This is a genomic window from Sorangium sp. So ce176, assembly GCF_051519835.1.
Lineage (GTDB): Bacteria > Myxococcota_A > Polyangia > Polyangiales > Polyangiaceae > Sorangium > Sorangium cellulosum_G.
In genome coordinates, this window is record NZ_CP150371.1 from 2,717,607 (window position 1) to 2,732,353 (window position 14,747).

The 14,747-nt window shown below is 73.1% G+C and carries 15 protein-coding genes; 7 read left to right on the forward strand and 8 right to left on the reverse strand.

Annotation, left to right across the window (positions count from 1 at the left end; genetic code table 11):
* Positions 1 to 60 precede the first annotated feature (60 nt).
* Positions 61 to 1,128: a lysylphosphatidylglycerol synthase domain-containing protein gene (locus WMF42_RS10445; protein ID WP_437691786.1), complete on the reverse strand. Its 1,068-nt coding sequence runs from the start codon at positions 1,126 to 1,128 to the stop codon at positions 61 to 63.
* 339 nt (positions 1,129 to 1,467) lie between these two features.
* Here WMF42_RS10445 and WMF42_RS10450 point away from each other — a divergent pair, with 339 nt between their 5' ends.
* A complete protein-coding gene (locus WMF42_RS10450; protein ID WP_437691787.1) occupies positions 1,468 to 2,727 on the forward strand; it encodes a DUF1588 domain-containing protein in 1,260 nt (419 codons plus the stop codon).
* A gap of 69 nt (positions 2,728 to 2,796) precedes the next feature.
* On the opposite strand, the gene WMF42_RS10455 is transcribed toward WMF42_RS10450, so the two are convergent.
* The gene (locus tag WMF42_RS10455; protein WP_061613311.1) at positions 2,797 to 3,897 is read right to left on the reverse strand and encodes a TauD/TfdA family dioxygenase; all 1,101 of its coding nucleotides are present in this window, start codon (positions 3,895 to 3,897) and stop codon (positions 2,797 to 2,799) included.
* Positions 3,898 to 4,013: 116 nt separating this feature from the next.
* Complete coding sequence (locus tag WMF42_RS10460; protein WP_437691788.1) at positions 4,014 to 4,994, reverse strand: ABC transporter substrate-binding protein; 981 nt, start codon at positions 4,992 to 4,994, stop codon at positions 4,014 to 4,016.
* A 268-nt stretch (positions 4,995 to 5,262) separates the two neighbouring features.
* Here WMF42_RS10460 and WMF42_RS10465 point away from each other — a divergent pair, with 268 nt between their 5' ends.
* Positions 5,263 to 6,102, forward strand: coding sequence for an inositol monophosphatase family protein (locus WMF42_RS10465; protein ID WP_061613309.1), 840 nt, complete (start codon positions 5,263 to 5,265; stop codon positions 6,100 to 6,102).
* A gap of 598 nt (positions 6,103 to 6,700) precedes the next feature.
* On the opposite strand, the gene rarD is transcribed toward WMF42_RS10465, so the two are convergent.
* On the reverse strand, positions 6,701 to 7,636 hold the full coding sequence (gene rarD, locus WMF42_RS10470; RefSeq protein ID WP_437691789.1) for an EamA family transporter RarD: 936 nt from the start codon (positions 7,634 to 7,636) through the stop codon (positions 6,701 to 6,703).
* A 637-nt stretch (positions 7,637 to 8,273) separates the two neighbouring features.
* On the opposite strand from rarD, the gene WMF42_RS10475 reads away from it, so the two are divergent.
* Positions 8,274 to 8,681, forward strand: coding sequence for a hypothetical protein (locus WMF42_RS10475; protein ID WP_437691790.1), 408 nt, complete (start codon positions 8,274 to 8,276; stop codon positions 8,679 to 8,681).
* A gap of 101 nt (positions 8,682 to 8,782) precedes the next feature.
* Here the strand turns inward: WMF42_RS10475 and WMF42_RS10480 are convergent, their stop codons facing one another.
* Positions 8,783 to 9,154: a thioredoxin family protein gene (locus WMF42_RS10480; RefSeq protein ID WP_437691791.1), complete on the reverse strand. Its 372-nt coding sequence runs from the start codon at positions 9,152 to 9,154 to the stop codon at positions 8,783 to 8,785.
* A gap of 100 nt (positions 9,155 to 9,254) precedes the next feature.
* On the opposite strand from WMF42_RS10480, the gene WMF42_RS10485 reads away from it, so the two are divergent.
* The 4 genes from WMF42_RS10485 (at position 9,255) to WMF42_RS10500 (ending at position 12,515) form a co-directional block, all read left to right on the forward strand.
* A complete protein-coding gene (locus tag WMF42_RS10485) occupies positions 9,255 to 9,794 on the forward strand; it encodes an RNA polymerase sigma factor (RefSeq protein ID WP_061605966.1) in 540 nt (179 codons plus the stop codon).
* A gap of 148 nt (positions 9,795 to 9,942) precedes the next feature.
* Positions 9,943 to 10,734: an N-formylglutamate amidohydrolase gene (locus tag WMF42_RS10490; protein ID WP_437691792.1), complete on the forward strand. Its 792-nt coding sequence runs from the start codon at positions 9,943 to 9,945 to the stop codon at positions 10,732 to 10,734.
* A 372-nt stretch (positions 10,735 to 11,106) separates the two neighbouring features.
* Positions 11,107 to 11,715, forward strand: a complete 609-nt coding sequence (locus WMF42_RS10495; RefSeq protein ID WP_061605968.1) for a helix-turn-helix domain-containing protein — start codon at positions 11,107 to 11,109, stop codon at positions 11,713 to 11,715.
* Positions 11,706 to 12,515, forward strand: coding sequence for an SRPBCC family protein (locus WMF42_RS10500; protein ID WP_437691793.1), 810 nt, complete (start codon positions 11,706 to 11,708; stop codon positions 12,513 to 12,515). Before WMF42_RS10495 ends, WMF42_RS10500 begins: the two co-directional genes overlap by 10 nt.
* A gap of 32 nt (positions 12,516 to 12,547) precedes the next feature.
* On the opposite strand, the gene WMF42_RS10505 is transcribed toward WMF42_RS10500, so the two are convergent.
* Genes WMF42_RS10505 through WMF42_RS10515 form a run of 3 tightly spaced genes read right to left on the reverse strand, consistent with a single transcriptional unit; the run spans position 12,548 to position 14,595 of the window.
* Positions 12,548 to 12,982, reverse strand: coding sequence for a hypothetical protein (locus tag WMF42_RS10505; RefSeq protein WP_061605970.1), 435 nt, complete (start codon positions 12,980 to 12,982; stop codon positions 12,548 to 12,550).
* A gap of 40 nt (positions 12,983 to 13,022) precedes the next feature.
* On the reverse strand, positions 13,023 to 13,826 hold the full coding sequence (locus WMF42_RS10510) for a hypothetical protein (RefSeq protein ID WP_061605971.1): 804 nt from the start codon (positions 13,824 to 13,826) through the stop codon (positions 13,023 to 13,025).
* Positions 13,827 to 13,836: 10 nt separating this feature from the next.
* A complete protein-coding gene (locus WMF42_RS10515; RefSeq protein ID WP_437691794.1) occupies positions 13,837 to 14,595 on the reverse strand; it encodes a hypothetical protein in 759 nt (252 codons plus the stop codon).
* Between the last annotated feature and the right edge of the window lie 152 nt (positions 14,596 to 14,747).

A 14,747-nucleotide genomic window follows, 5' to 3' on the forward strand; every position in this document is an offset into this window, starting at 1 on the left:
ATCTCTGACCCGCGATACGCAGCTCCTCGACGGCTGCCTGCACGCCCTGCGCGGGGCGGCTCAACGCGCGGGCGGCCTGCGGCGCCACGCGAGAGTGGCGGCGATCCCCGCGAGCGCGAAGGTCGCCTGGAGCAAGTGGACGAGCACCGAGATCGCGATCGCGGAGCTCGCGGTGAGCCCGAGCAGCGGGGCGGCGAGCGCGAAGGCGCCGTCCGTCGCGCCGATCTGGGCCGGGATGAGGTCGCCGAGCGCCGTGCCGGCCGCGCCCACGCCGTACGCGGCGAGCGCGCGGAGGGGGCCGCCCTCGGCGCCGACAGCGGCGAGGAGCACGGCGTACTCGGCCGCCTGGAGCGCGCGGCTCGCTACGTGGGCGGCGAAGGGGCGGGCCGGCACGGGCGGGCGCTCGCGGACGGCCTCCTGGAAGGCGGCCGTGGCGTGGCCGACGCGGGCGAACCGCCGGGCGAACCAGGCGAAGGCGGCGCGCTGCCGCGCCGCGTAGGCGACGCCGAGGCCGCTCGCGGCCAGGAGCGCGGCGTGCGCGAGGACGCCGAGGGCGAGCGGGGAGGCGCCGCCGCCGATCCGCCAGATGGCCAGGGCGGCGAGGAGCGACAGCGGGCTCGCCGAGAGGAGCGCGAGCGACTGGTTCGCCACGGCGATCGCGGCCGCGCGCGGGGCACCGACGTGGGGAGAGAGCAGCGCCGCCTTGACCGCCTCGCCCGTGGCGCGGCCGGCCGGCATCAGCGCCATCACGGGGTAGGAGACGACGTGGATGCGCAGGAGCTCCGCCGGCGGGACGCTCCGCCGCGGGCAGAGCGCGCCCGTCGCGAGCGTCTCGCAGCCGACGCGCGCCGCCTCCAGCGCGGCGAGGAGCGGCAGGAGCGGCGCGGCGCGCGCCACCGCGTCGAGCATCTCCGCCGCGCCGACGTGCCGGATGAGCGCGACCAGGGCGGCGAGGCCAACGACGCCGAGCGCCGCGTGGAGCAGCGCCCGGCGCCGCGCGCGCCTGGCGGCGTCGCTCCGGGCGGCCGGCGCACCGGCGGTGAAGGGCGCGCCCTCGCCGCCGCCCGGGCGCCCGGCGTCGCCGCCGGGGCATCCCTCTGCCGCTCGGGCCGGAGGCAAGTCAGCCATGGGAAATGCCTGCACTGCGAGGCGCGTGCCGGCGGCGTGTGCGCGCGGCGTGCGCATGCGGCGGGACGCTTCGCGCAGGGCTCGCGCCCTGGGCGTGCCGCGCGGCGCGTCCGGCTCGGTGCCCCGGTGCCGCGATGTCGCGATGTCGCAATATCGCGATGTCGCGACGTCGCGATGAGCCCCTGTCGGCCGCCGTGGCCCACGAGCCCCAGAGCCCGTGCGCCGCACGAAGAAGAGCGCGCCGGATACGCGACGTCAGGAGCATGCCCTTTTCGTTCCCTCGACAGAGATCCGTGAAAGACTGCGTTCAATTCCATGACTTGCTTGCGTGTCGAATCGATGAAGGGTGGGAAGCTGTCCTCTGTCGGGCGCGGCGCCCTGGCCGCGCTGCTGATCGCCTCCGCCGCGGGCAGCCCGGTCGCGTGCGGCTCGGCTGCGGACGAGCGCGCGCCCGCCGACGGCGCGCAGGGCGGCGGCGCCTCGAGCGGAGGCGACTCGGGCGGCGGCGCGTCGGGCGAGGGCGGCGCGGACACCGCTCTTCCCGAGATCCCGCCGGCTGCTCCGGAGATCGTCGCGCAGCGCCTGACCAGGTTCCTGTGGAACGACGGGGCGCTCGCCGGCGAGATCCGCGCGCGCCTCGGCGCTCCGGTGCAGGCGCAGGCCGCCCAGGACCTCGCGCGCGAGATGCTCGAGGATCCGCGCGCCAGAGACGGCGTGGGGCGCTTCTTCCACTGGTGGCTGCGCTCGAAGCTGCTGAGGGCCTTCACGCCCGAGGGCGAGCCCGTCGACGACCCGCTGCTCGCGTCGATGCGCGAGGAGGTCGCGGCCTACGGGAGCGCGGTCGTCCTCGATGAGGACGGCACCCTGGATACGCTGATGTTCGCCCCGTACACCTTCGTCGACGCGCGCCTCGCGGAGCACTACGGGATGAGCGGCGTCGAGGGCGAGGAGCCCACGCGCGTGCCGTACGGCTCACCGAACCGGATGGGGCTCTTCACGAGCGCCGCCATCATGACGACGTTCCGGAGCGCCTACCCCGTCTCCTGGCCCGTGAGGCGAGGCTGGCTCGTCCGCTCTGCGCTGCTCTGCACGGAGCTCCCCGACGGTTCGCCGGCCGAGGAGCCCGTGCTCGGTCGCTCGATCCGCGAGCAGATGATCGAGGTGACTTCCCCGATGACCTGCGACGGGTGCCACGCCCTGCTCAACCCGCCGGGGTTCGCCTTTCTGCGGTTCGACAGCATGGGGCGCGAGCTCGCGGACGACGGCGGCGAGCCGTTCGACACCTCCGGCTGGGTGACCGGCGTGTCGGGCGAGCCCAGATACGGGGATGTCCGCGAGCTTCTCGAGATATTGAAGGAGCTCCCTGAGGTCCACGCCTGCATCGCGCAGGTGGCGCTGCACTACGCGACCGATCCTCTGTCGGCCGCCAAGGCGAGCGCTCCGGCGGCGCTGGGGCCGCGCATCGAGGCGCTGGCGGAGGCCTTCGCCAGCTCGGGGCGCGACCTGCGTGAGCTGCTCATCGCCGTTGTCGGGACGCCCGAGTTCCTCGGCGAGCCGGAGCTCACGTGGGGCGCTCCGGATCCGGACGAGCAACCGTGAGCGACAGGGGGCGCCCGCGCGGGCGCTGCCCGAGCGCCCGCAGGCGCCCGCGGGCGTGACCCCCGGCGCTCACGCCGCGTCGAGCGGGGCGTGGAGGCGCGTGCCGGGCACCACGATGCCCCCGCGGTCGCCCGGGGTCAGCGCGCCGAAGCGCTCGCGGAACACGGGCGGCAGCGGCCGCGCGCCGGGCGGCGCGAGCCAGAGGCGGAGCAGGTGCCGCTTGCGATCGGGCTCGGGCCAGTCCTCGAAGGCCGTGCGGTCGTGGAGCAGCGTGTGGTTGTGCACGAGCTGGATGTCGCCAGGGCGGAGCTCCATGGTCATGTGGAGCGCAGGGTCGTTGGCGAGGGCGTCGAGCAGGTCGAGCGCCTCGACCTGCCGCGCCGTGAGCGGCGGGACGCCCGGAAAGCGGCGCGCCGACGCGATGTACTGCCGCTGGTAGATGGCGGACAGGAGCCCAGCGTGCCAGTTGAACACCGGGATGCGGAAATAAGGCCTCTCGCCCGCGGGCACCTCGCCCCGGCGATCGGTCTCGATCGGCGCGAACAGCGCCTCGACGAGGTCCGGGCGCGCCCGCCGCAGCTCGTTGTACAGCGTGACCGAGCTGACAAGCGCCGACAGCCCGCCCGCCCTCGCTGTGCGGAGGCAGAGCAGCGCCACGACGTCGCACGAGTCGGTGTGGAACGTCTGCCGCTCGCGCGTCTGGTAGATGCGCACGCTCGGGTCCTGGCTCGACAGGCCGAGGTCCTTCACGTGACCGAGGACGTGCCCGCGCGCGTTCTGCGAGCGCGCGCTCCCGAGGTGGCTGCCGATGCCGAGGAACGCGATCGCGGCCGCGCGGGCGTCGACGCGATCGGGGGGATCGAGCCAGCGCCCGCGCAGGCCGCGGAGCACGGCGAAGCCGCGGCCGTCGAGCACCTCGGCGAGCGCGCGGCGGAGGCGCCCGGCGAGCGACGGCAGGGGGAAGTCCTCGCAGCGGAGGCTCGCCGGGTCCTTGCCCGTCCCGGCGAAGCGGCGGACGGCGGCCTCGACCTCCTCGATCTCCGCGGGCGTGAGGTGCTCGATCCAGCCCTCGCCCTGGGCCATCGCGGGGCCGTACCAGGCCGCGGGGCCGTCGATCCACGGGGGGATATGCGAGAGGTGGACAGTCTGCGCTGTGTCTTCGGAGCTCATCGTCTCGCCTCCGGTCGCGACGCGCGAGGCGCCTCTGCCGGAGGCGCGCGCCGGAGGGCACGTCTATCGCAGCGCGGGCCTGGGCGCACGCGCTGCGCGCCAGCGGCCCGGCGCTGTCACCCCTTGGGCTTGCCGTTCGCGTCCCACTCCGCCCAGAAGCGCTCGAGGCCGAGGTCCTTGAGCGCCCGGTTCAGGAAGCGCCTGTCGGTCCAGGGCTCGACCTCGAAGGTGTTCCTGATGAGGCCGAACTTCTTCGAGTCGGCCACCGCCGACCTGTAACGGGCGATGACGTACTCGTCGAGCAGGGGGCTCGCGTTCTGCTTCATGTCCTCGCCCTGCTGGGCTTCCTTGTAGTTCGCGAACGGCGTCCCCGACTTCGACCAGAGCTGGAAGGCCTGGATGCGGTTCTTCTCGTCGGCCACCCACGACGCGGACTTGACAGCGAGCGTGATGATCCGCTGCACGACGTCGGGATGCTCGTTGATGAAGTCCTCTCGCGCGACGATGCCCGAGTTGCTCGGGTAGGCCGGCGAGTCCCCCTTCGTCGTGTAGACGATCTTGGCGATCCCCTGGTCCCGCAGGGAGAGGTAGTCGGTGCCGCCGAACACCGCGTCGATGTCCTTCGTGGCGATCGCCGCCTTGGCCGTGGCCGCGTCCATGCTGATGGCGCGGACGTCCCGCTCGGTCAGGCCGTGGCCCTCGAGGATCCGGTTCGCGGAGAGCTGCGTTGCTGTGCCCTTCTGGAAGGCCACCCGCTTGCCGCGCAGGTCCTTGACCCCGCTGATGGGCGAGTCGGAGGGCACCACCAGGTAGGCGTGGCCGCGCCGGCTGGCGCTGGCGAGGAGGCGTGTCTTCAAGCCGCTCGCCCGGCCGACGACCGAGGGCAGGTGTCCGTGCGTCCAGATGTCGAGCAGGCCATTCGCGACGGCCTCGTTGACGGCCGGGCCGGCGCCGCGGAAGAAGTTCCACTTGACCTCGATGCCGTCCTTCTTGAACTCCTCGGCCAGGCTGCCCTGGAGGTGCAGCAAGGAGAAGAAGCTGCCGCCGGTGACGGGGCGATTGCCCACGCCGACGCCGGGCACGCCGACACGGATCACGCTCGGCCCAGCAGCGTGGGCTCTGCCTGCGAGGAGAGCTCCGGATACAGCGGCCGCAGCGCCCCCCAAGAACTGACGTCTATGCATGGAGCGCCCGTCATGCAGCGGGCGTGCCGCTCTCCCGAGAGCCCTCGATTTCCGCGGCTGGCGCGGCGCGCTGCTGCTCCGCGAGCACCGGATCCGCAGCGCGATGCTGCTGGCGCCGCAAGCGCGAGGCGCGCGCCGCTTTGCCTGGAGCGAGCGGCGCCGGGCGAGGTAGGGTGCCGCGATGTCGATGCCCGATCTGGCGCGCGTGGGCGCCTTCCTGGAGGAGGTCGCGCACGAGGACATGCTGCCGTTCTGGCGGCGAATCGCCCAGGCGGAGGTGACGCCGAAGGCGACGGCCCTCGACCCTGGCGACGTGGTGACGACCGTGGATCTCGCGGTGGAGCGGCGCATCTCGCAGGGGCTGCGCGCGCTCCTGCCCGGGTCGGCGGCGGTCGGCGAGGAGGCCGCGCACGCCGATCCGCGGCTGCTCGACGCGCTCGGCGGCGGCGGCTGGTGCTGGCTCATCGATCCGCTCGACGGGACGCGCAACTTCGTCGAGGGCAACGACCGCTTCGGGATCATGGTGGCGCTGCTGAGGGCCTCGGAGCCGCGCGCGGCCTGGATTCACCTGCCGGCGCGGCGACAGACCTTCTTCGCCGAGGAGGGGGCCGGCGCCTTCCTGAACGGCGCGCGCTTCCTCGCCGACGCCGCGGACGGGGCGGAGGCGCCGGCGGGGACGATCTACACGCGCTTCATGCCGGGTGAGGTGGGCGCGGAGATCGAGGCCCGCGCGGCAGGCGCCTACCGGCCGGCGCAGGGCGCGGGCTGCTCCTGCGTCGATTACCCGAGCGTCGCGCGAGGCGAGACGGACTTCTGTGTCTACTACCGCCTCTTGCCCTGGGACCACGCGCCCGGAGCCCTGATCGTCCGCGAGGCGAACGGCGTGGTCGAGCACCTCGACGGGACGCGCTATTCAGCGATGAGCAGGAGCCAGGTGACGATCGTCGCCCGGAGCCGGGATGTCGCCGACCGGATGAGACGAGCGCTCTCCGCCCGTCCCGGTCAATCGCAGCGGCAGTAGAGGCACCCGGGGTGATGGGGGCCGGTGCCACAATATCCAGCCCACCCGGTATTGCTGCACGTGCAGGGGTCATGAGGGCGGAGACAGTTGTCCAGCCTGCACGCCTGGTCTGGCGCCTCGCTCTGCGGATCGACGCCCGGGGCGTCTGCCGATGCGTTGTTTTCCGGAGCCTCGCCGATCGCCGGGCTGTTCGCCGCTGGCTCATCCACCTGCGCTGCGCTGCCGGCGCCGATCGACCCGATGGCGGATAACAGCGCGACAATCGACATGAACCAGCGAGTTTTCATGGTCAGTCCCCCCGGGGTGCATTCGAATTGCTGCTCGTCGGCGCGTGCGGCAGCAAATGTCGACAAAACGCATCATTCAACGACGAGAACGACGAGCGCGCCGTTGATGCCCGAGTCCAAGATGGCCTGGATCCTCGCTGGCGGCAAGCGGCCGCGCCGGCGCGGAGCGGTTGTCCGCGGGTCGGATCGAGAGGGCAAGTCGGGGTCTGCCGGGAAGAAGCGAAAGACCGGTCCTCGACCGCTCCTCGCGTGTCAGCGAACCTGGCGGAGCGCGGCGCCCGGGCGTGACCCTGAGCGGCGCTCGGAGCGGCCTACGATCTCGTCCGATCGGAGGCGGCGCGCGCGGCCGACGCGCGCAGCGCCGCGTCCGCGCTGAAGACCGCGAGCCCGGTCCAGATGCAGGCGAAGCTCACGGCCTGCGTGGCCGTGAACGGCTCGCCATAGACCAGCACGGCCAGCAGGAACTGGCCGCTCGGCGCGAGGTACTGGAGAAAGCCGAGGGTGGTCAGCGACAGGCGGCGCGCCGCGTTCGTGAACCAGACGAGCGGCAGCGCGGTGATGATGCCCGTCGCGGCGAGGAGGAGGTCGGTGCGAACGTCGACGTGGCCCATGGCGCCGGCGTCCCGGGCGTGGAGGGTGGCCAGGTAGGCCGCGCCGAGGGGGGCGATGAACAGCGTCTCGAGGGTGGAGCCAGGGAGCGAGTTGACGGCGGCGACCTTCCGCAGGAGGCCATAGACACCGAACGTCCCCGCCAGGGCCAGCGCGATCCAGGGGACCGCGCCAGCGCGCACGGCGAGGTGCACGACGCCCACGGCGGCGAGGCCGAGCGCGATCCACTGCGCCGGGCGGAGCCGCTCGCGCAGGAAGATCATGCCGAGGAGCACGCTGAGCAGCGGGTTGATGAAGTAGCCGAGGCTCGCGTCGAGCACGCGCCCCACCGAGACGGCGTAGATGAAGAGGACCCAGTTCGCCGAGACGAGCGCGCCGGTCGCCGCCATGGCCCCGACGACGCGCCGGTCAGAGAGCGCCGCGCCGAGCGCGCGGAGCTGCCCCGTGGCGAGCGTGAGGGCCGCGAAGGCGAGCAGGCTCCACACCGTGCGGTGGGCCAGGATCTCGACCGGACCGACGTGGCGGAGCTGCTTCCAGAAGACGGGGACGATGCCCCAGGCGCTGTAGGCCGCGACGCCGTACACGACGCCGAGGGCGGCCTCTCGGCGGCTGTCGCGGGGGGTCTCGGGGGTGAGCATCGGCGGTTGGGCGCTTCGGAGGTGCGATGCTCGCGGCTCGATTCGACGCGGCCGTGACGCGGCGCCGCTCGCGTCTGGCTGGCGGCGAAGATGTCGAACCTTGTCCGGGATTTCAAGCTCTTCCTTCGCGCGCGGCGCCGCGGGCGCGGCCGCCGGGATCGCGGTCCCGGCGGCGACACGGGAGCTCCGGCGGCGACACGGGAGGTCGCTCCCGGAGCGACGTCCACCGCCGGATACGCCGACTCGCGCGCTCGCCCGATACTCGCCGTGCTCGCGGCCGCCACCGCGCAGCGCGTGCGCGTCGCTCGACGCCCAGCGCTCGCCGGCCCGTCGGGGGACGCGCGCCGCCGCGCCGCCGCGCCGCCGCGCCGCCGCGCCGGATCGCGGGGGATACCGCGCTCGCCGCCCCGGCGCGGGGCGCGCCGAGCTCGCCGCCGCGCCGCGGGATCCGTGTGGCACCCGCGTTGCTGGCGCGGAGCGCGGCGCCCCGATCGGCGCCGAGCACAGCGAGGTAGGAATGCGAAGTATCTACTCTGTGGCAGCGGTCTGTGCAGTGGCGCTGGTCGCCTGCATGGATCATGGGGCCGACGGAACACAACCGGGAGAAACAGGGCCTGGAGAGGCAAAGCCCGAGGAGATGGGGTTCGTCACCGTCCAGTGGTCGATCGAGGACAGGACCGAGGCCGGCCAGTGCAAGACGTACGGCGCGCAGGCGGTCGAGCTGTTGCTCATCAACACGAAGAACAACGAGGTCACGAGGCAGGTCGTCCCGTGCGAGCGGTTCGACACGAGCGTGCAGGTCATCGCCGATGACTACGTCGGGACGATCACGCTCCTCGACGACAACGGCAAGGCGGTCAGCGAGCCGCTCCCGGTGGGGCCGTTCGAGGTCTCCGGGACCGAGCAGACGACGCGCCGGGTCAGCTTCCCCGCCGCCGACCAGCAGCGGGAGCGCGGCACGCACCGCGACCGCGGCGCCCAGCGCGACCGCGAGTCGCAGCGCGACCGCGAGTCGCAGCGCGACCGCGACAGACCACGACGGTAGCGCGCCTCCAGCTCCTGCCGCCGGCGCGAGCCCCGAGCGAGCCCGACCGCGCGCTCGCCCGCCGCGGCCCCACCCGACCACCGAGCCGGGCCGGCGCGCCGTCACGCCGGCGAGGGCGCTCGGTCCCCCGGCGCCGCGCCGGAGAGCCCCCGACCTTCCACCAGCTTCAGGAGCTTCTCCTTCGTTGTCAGCCCCACGTGGCGCGCCACCTCCTTGCCCGCGTCCAGCGCGATGACCGTCGGGAACGCGCGGACGTTGAAGCGGCGGGCGAGCGCCGGGGAGCGGTCGCCGTCCACCGCCACCACCTTCAGGCGGCCTGCGCCCTCCTCCGCCAGCTTGTGCAGGATGGGCGCGAGCGCGCGGCACGGCGGGCACCACGTCGCGGTGAATTCGATGAGGACAGGCACCCCGGCCTCCAGCACCTCGGCGTCGAAGCGCAGCTCGTCGATCTCGTGGACAGGGTTCGTGGACATCGCGTGATCCTCCATGCCTGCCCAGGTCTCGAGATCGGCATCCATTACAACGCTCGGCGCTGTAATGTGGGCGAGGCTCGAGACCTGACCTCCGTAGACCATGGACGCCATCAACGACGCTGACGACATTCTGAGCCATGTGTCGCACCTTGTGCGCTCGGAGCGCTCGGCGCTCGCCGCGCTGGCGCGCGCGGAGGGGGTGACGCCCGAGGACGCCGTCGACTGCGTGCAGGAGGGGCTCTGCACGCTGCTCACCCTGGCGCAGCAGCGGGGCGCGCTCCCGGAGGACGCCGGCGCGTGGGGGGGCGTGCTGGCGGCGATGGTGCGCAACGCCGCGCGCAACCGGCGGCGCCGTCACTTCCGCGCCCGGCCGCACGAGGACGTCGACGCGCACCCGGAGGCCGCGGGCGATTCCCCGGCGACCGACGAGGCGATCGCGCGCGCCGAGGAGCACGTGCGCCTGCGGGCGTGCGTCGAGGAGCTCTGCGAGATCCAGAAGGCCGTCGTGACGCTGCGCATGCTCGAGGAGCAGCCGGGGGAGGACGTGGCGCGGGCGCTCGGCATCTCCGCCGGCCACGTCGCGGTCCTCCTGCACCGCGCGAAGCTCGCGCTGCGCGCCTGCATGACGTCGCCGTCGTGACCGCGCCAGGCTCGCGCTGCGCGCCTGCGTGACGTCGCCGTCCCGACAGCGCGCTGCGCCGCCTCGGCGCTGCGCCGCCTCGGCGCTGCGCCGCCTCGAGCGCGCGCCGCGGGGGCGCCCGGGTCTGCTATGTCTCCGGCGAGACGCCATGAGCTCCCCACCGCCTGCCTTGCACATCCTTGCGCCCGACGAGCCGCCCGCGTTCGAGGTGGTCAACCCCGAGGGCCCCTCCAGCGCGTTCCTGCTCTGCGACCACGCCTCCAACGCGGTCCCGCGGAGCCTCCCCGTGCTCGCCCTGCAGGAGGAAGCGCTCCGCGAGCACACCGGCTGGGACATCGGCGCGGCGCTCCTCTCGCGCCGCCTCTCCGCGCTCCTCGACGCGCCGCTCGTGCTCTCCGGCTACTCCCGCCTGGTCATCGACTGCAACCGGCCGCTGGGCGCGCCGAGCTCCATCCCCGAGGTGAGCTGCGGCGTGCCCATCCCCGGCAACACCATCGACGCCGCCGAGGCCAGGGCGCGCGCCGACGCGTGCTTCTGGCCCTACCACAACGCGATCACAGCGCTCCTCGACGCGCGGCGCGACCGCCGGCAGAGCACGGCGATCCTGAGCGTCCACAGCTTCACGCCCTCGATGCCCGGCCAGGACCGGCCCTGGCAGGCGGCCGTCCTCTACGGGCGCGACCGGCGGCTCGCCGCGCCGTTCATCGAGCTCCTGCGGCGCGAGCCCGGGCTCTGCGTCGGGGACAACGAGCCGTACCACGTGAGCGCGGGCGGCGATTACGGCATCCCCGTGCACGGCGAGGCGCGCGGCCTGCCGTGCGTGCTGCTCGAGATCCGCCAGGACGGCCTGCTCAGCGCCGAGGGCGTGGAGGCCTGGGCGCAGCGCCTGGCGGCGATCTACAGGGAGATCGAGGCGCGGGGTCTCGCCGGCGGCGCGTGAGCACGCCGCGGGGCAGGCCGTCCCGTGGACGGCCTGCCCGGACGGCTCCGGGGGAGCCCGGAGCGCGCGTTCGTGGAGGCCCGCTGCGCCCGGCCACTCCAGCAGCGGCCAGACGTCGGCCTCGGCGCGCTGACAGAAGACCGGATCGGCGTGCCCGTACCCGGGGACCACGCCGGAGCGGACACCGGTGTTCCCGGCCCCCTCGATGAGCTGCGCGCCCCGCGGGGGATCGCCTCTTCCGAGCTCGGTGCTGACCCACGGGAGGCGGCCGGCCGCGCGACGCACAGAGGTGCGCCGGCCCCTGCGCCGCGCCTGGAAGCGGCCTGTCGGCGACCATTGACAAAAAAAGTTGTCAAGGTTAGGTAGGGTCACGTGCTTGACGTTGACGTGATCGACGATCCGGCCGCGGCCACGGCGGCGCTCGAGCCTGTCAGGAACCGGCTGCTGTCGGAGCTGGCCGCGCCGGCCTCCGCCGCCACGCTCGCCACGCGCCTCGGGATCGCGCGCCAGAAGATCAACTACCACCTGCGCGCCCTCGAGGCGCACGGGCTCGTGCGGGTCGCCGGGACGCGAAAGTGGGGCGGCCTGACGGAGCGGCTGCTTGTCGCGAGCGCGGCTTCGTACGTCGTGTCGCCCCGCGCGCTGGGGCCTGTCGCCGCGGATCCGCAGCGCACGGCAGACCGCCTCTCCGCGAGCTACCTCATCGCCCTGGGCGCCCGTGTCGTGCGGGAGGTCAGCGACCTCCTGCGGTTGTCGCGGGAGGCCGACAAGCACCTGGCCACCCTGTCGATCGACACCGAGGTTCGCTTCCGGTCTCCGGCGGAGCGCGCCGCGTTCACCGGCGAGCTCACCCGCGCCGTGACGTCGCTCGTCGCGCGCTACCACGATGAATCAGCGCCCGGCGGGCGGCCGCATCGCCTGGTGATCGTCGCTCACCCCACACCGAACGAGACACCCAGAAAGGAGCCATCATGCCAGTGAGAAAAGACGCGTCCGGACGCCGGTCCGTGCAAGCCGAGGTCGAGGTCCCGGGCAGCCCCGAAGAGGTGTGGGAGGCCATCGCGACCGGGCCCGGGATCTCATCGTGGTTCGTGCCGAGCGAGGTGGAGGAGCGCGAGGGCGGCACCACCGTCTCTCACTTCGGCCCGGGCTCGAGCATGGACTCCGTCTCGAAGATCACTGCCTGGGATCCGCCTCGCCGGTTCACCGCCGAGAGCCCGGAGGACATGGGGCCGGGCACCCCGAGTGTCGCGACGGAGTGGATCGTCGAGGCGCAGTCCGGCGGGACGTGCGTCGTGCGCGTCGTGCATAGCTGGTTCGCGAGCACCGACGACTGGGACAAGCAGTTCGAGGGGCACGAGCACGGCTGGGTGGCCTTCTTCCGGCTCCTGCGGCTCTACCTGGAGCATTTCCGCGGCCAACCCTGCGTGCCATTCCAGTTGATGGGGGCCGGACCCGCGCCGGCTGCAACGACGTGGGACGCGCTTGTCGGCCCGCTCGGGCTCGCGGGCGCCGCCGCGGGGCAGCGGGTCAGCACGGCCGCCGGCGCGCCGCCCCTCGCCGGCGTTGTCGAGCGGATCGGATCGAGCGAACACCCGGAGCTGCTCCTCCGCGTCGAGGAGCCGGCGCCGGGCATCGCGCACCTGTTCGCGCTGCCCATGGCGGGGCAGGTCTTCCTGCCGATCCGCGTCTATCTTTATGGCGACGAGGCCAAGGCCGCAGCCGCGCGCGCCGAGCCGGCGTGGCAGGCCTGGATGGCCGAGCGGTTCCCGGCGCAGTAGGTCGGCTCAGCGCGCGCGACAGGGCTGCGTCGCTAGGGGGGCTCGGTGGCCGCGGCGATGATCTTCTTCACCTCCGCCAGCATCTCGTCCGTCTCGGCGTGCTGCGACCGCTCGGCGAAGTACGCCGACAGCCTCTCCGAGCCCGGCTGGATCCGGGCGCTCTCCTCGCGCACCACGACGCGGAAGACAGGCCGGTCGGCGCTGCCGGCGAGATCGACGCTCCCGTCGGTGGGGAGCGCGTCGCGCTTGTAGATCGCGACCCGCGCGTCCCGGAACAGCTCACGGAGGCCCGAGAGCTGCTCCGGGCTCAGCGCGCCGCCGAGCGCCGCCTTCCCCTTGTACCCCTCGAACGTCCCGCTCAGGTCGATCCAGAGGACTGTCTGCTCGCCGGCGCCGCGGTTCACCTCGAGCTGCGCCCAGGGCGCCGGCGGGATGTCCGAGCCGCGATGGCCAGCGCACCCCGCCACGCACAGCGCGCCCCACAGGCAGCCGGCGAGGGCCGCCCTCCTAGCACGTGATGATCTTGCCGCCATTGCTCGTGATGTTGAAGCACGGGTCGACGTCGAACATGGTGTTCAAGATCCGGTTCGCCTCGTCCCTCGCGAAGTCCTTCATCGTCGATGAGCTGTGCTGCGCGTCCGCCTCGGCGGCATACCACCACAGCCACAGGACCTGGTAGCCGGCCGCGCCCCTCCCGCTCGGCGACGCGAACCCCGAGCAGCCGTCCAGGTACTTCTCGTCGCACGAATCGCTCTTCGCTGGGCACGCGTTGCTGCCGTCGTTGCCGTTGTGACCGCACCAGTCCGCGTGGCGCGCCTCGTGGATCAGCGTGCCGGCGCGCTCCACCACGTTCTCGTTGAAGAAGAACGGCATGTAGAGCTCGGTGTAGTTGTCCACGAACGTCCCCCAGACGGTGTAAGCCCGGTTCTTCCCGTCGCCGCACCGCGCGTCCAGCTCGTCGATCTCGCGCATGGCGTAGTTGCCGCCCCAGCGCAGGATATTCCCCTTGAAGTCGTTCGTCTTTGTCGGCTGGTTGGGCGACGCGTAGCTGAGGAGCTGGATCGCCTGGAACGTGCGCGCCAGCGGCCTCTTCAGGTCGCAGGGGGCTTCCCAGCCGAAGCCGCCGTCCCAGTCCCCCTTGTCGAAATCGTAGGCGTCCCAGAAGAAGTCGACCCACGGCTGCGTGCACCAGAAGCTCTTCTGCACGGCGGGCTCGGTGTTCCGGATGGTGTCGCACGTCTGGGCGCGGGCCTCGGAGGAGAGGCCAAGGAGCAGGCAGAGCGCAAGCGTCGCTTTGATCGTCGTTCGCATGGTCAATCCCTCATCGATCAGCGGTGGCAGCAGTGGCCGGGGTGTCGAGCCGAGGCGTCACACGGAATTCACGAGAGCCGGGCGTGTCCGGCTGCACCGGTCGACCGGCGTTCGGGTTCAGGTCGGTGGTGTCGGCGACGTCCTCGGCGAGCGCCGTCCGCCCGTCGACGAACCGGAGGCCGCCGACGTCGATGCCGAGCGCGTAGAGGCTCGCCGCCGCCGGCCTGCGCAGGAGGCCGCCGAGCGCGTGGATGGCCCGCAGCTCGGCGGCGGCGCCGAGCTTCTCGAGCCCGGCGACGGCGCGCAGGCGGACGCGGACCTCGTCCGCGAAGAGCTCCTCGTCGGCGCCGGGCTCGGGGAGCGGAGATCTCGCGATCGCGTCGAGCGAGGAGATGCCCTCGCGGAACCCGAGGGCGCCGAGCAGGTGCGCCGCGCGCCACCGCATCTCGCCGGGCCGCGCCGGCTCCTCCGGATCGGGCGGCGCCGACAGCGACCAGGCGCGGTAGGCCGCGACCGCCCCGGAGACGACAGCCGGGCCGACCGCCCTGAGCTCCCGGAGCGACACCTCGTAGGTGCGCTCGTCCCCGAGCTCTCCCATCAGCGCGAGGTGCTTGTTCACCATCGCCCGGATGCAGTCCCTGTCGCACTCGAGCGACTGCGACTCCACCCCCGTGTCCTCCGCCGGGTCTGGCTCGGCGGGCGCAGCGCAGCCCGCGATCAAGGAGAGGAAGACGAGCGTCAATGATGCTCTGCTGGATGTCAATCTCATGTTTTTACCTCTGGTTGCGTTCATGTGAAGACGATCCTCGCGCCTCGACGGCCCCCTCGGCGGCAGCGCGCAGACAGGCCTGCACGCGGGGCGCGCCCGGGAGAGCCCGGGAGAGGGGGAGATCGGGACGTCAACGGGGCTCCCTCGATGCC

Bases quoted from the DNA above. Each gene is read 5' to 3' on its own strand.
- WMF42_RS10445 (WP_437691786.1), bottom strand. From the start codon at position 1,128: ATGGCTGACTTGCCTCCGGCCCGAGCGGCAGAGGGATGCCCCGGCGGC.
- WMF42_RS10450 (WP_437691787.1), top strand. From the start codon at position 1,468: ATGAAGGGTGGGAAGCTGTCCTCTGTCGGGCGCGGCGCCCTGGCCGCG.
- WMF42_RS10455 (WP_061613311.1), bottom strand. From the start codon at position 3,897: ATGAGCTCCGAAGACACAGCGCAGACTGTCCACCTCTCGCATATCCCC.
- WMF42_RS10465 (WP_061613309.1), top strand. From the start codon at position 5,263: ATGTCGATGCCCGATCTGGCGCGCGTGGGCGCCTTCCTGGAGGAGGTC.
- rarD (WP_437691789.1), bottom strand. From the start codon at position 7,636: ATGCTCACCCCCGAGACCCCCCGCGACAGCCGCCGAGAGGCCGCCCTC.
- WMF42_RS10475 (WP_437691790.1), top strand. From the start codon at position 8,274: ATGGGGTTCGTCACCGTCCAGTGGTCGATCGAGGACAGGACCGAGGCC.
- WMF42_RS10480 (WP_437691791.1), bottom strand. From the start codon at position 9,154: ATGTCCACGAACCCTGTCCACGAGATCGACGAGCTGCGCTTCGACGCC.
- WMF42_RS10485 (WP_061605966.1), top strand. From the start codon at position 9,255: ATGGACGCCATCAACGACGCTGACGACATTCTGAGCCATGTGTCGCAC.
- WMF42_RS10490 (WP_437691792.1), top strand. From the start codon at position 9,943: ATGAGCTCCCCACCGCCTGCCTTGCACATCCTTGCGCCCGACGAGCCG.
- WMF42_RS10500 (WP_437691793.1), top strand. From the start codon at position 11,706: ATGCCAGTGAGAAAAGACGCGTCCGGACGCCGGTCCGTGCAAGCCGAG.
- WMF42_RS10510 (WP_061605971.1), bottom strand. From the start codon at position 13,826: ATGCGAACGACGATCAAAGCGACGCTTGCGCTCTGCCTGCTCCTTGGC.
- WMF42_RS10515 (WP_437691794.1), bottom strand. From the start codon at position 14,595: ATGAGATTGACATCCAGCAGAGCATCATTGACGCTCGTCTTCCTCTCC.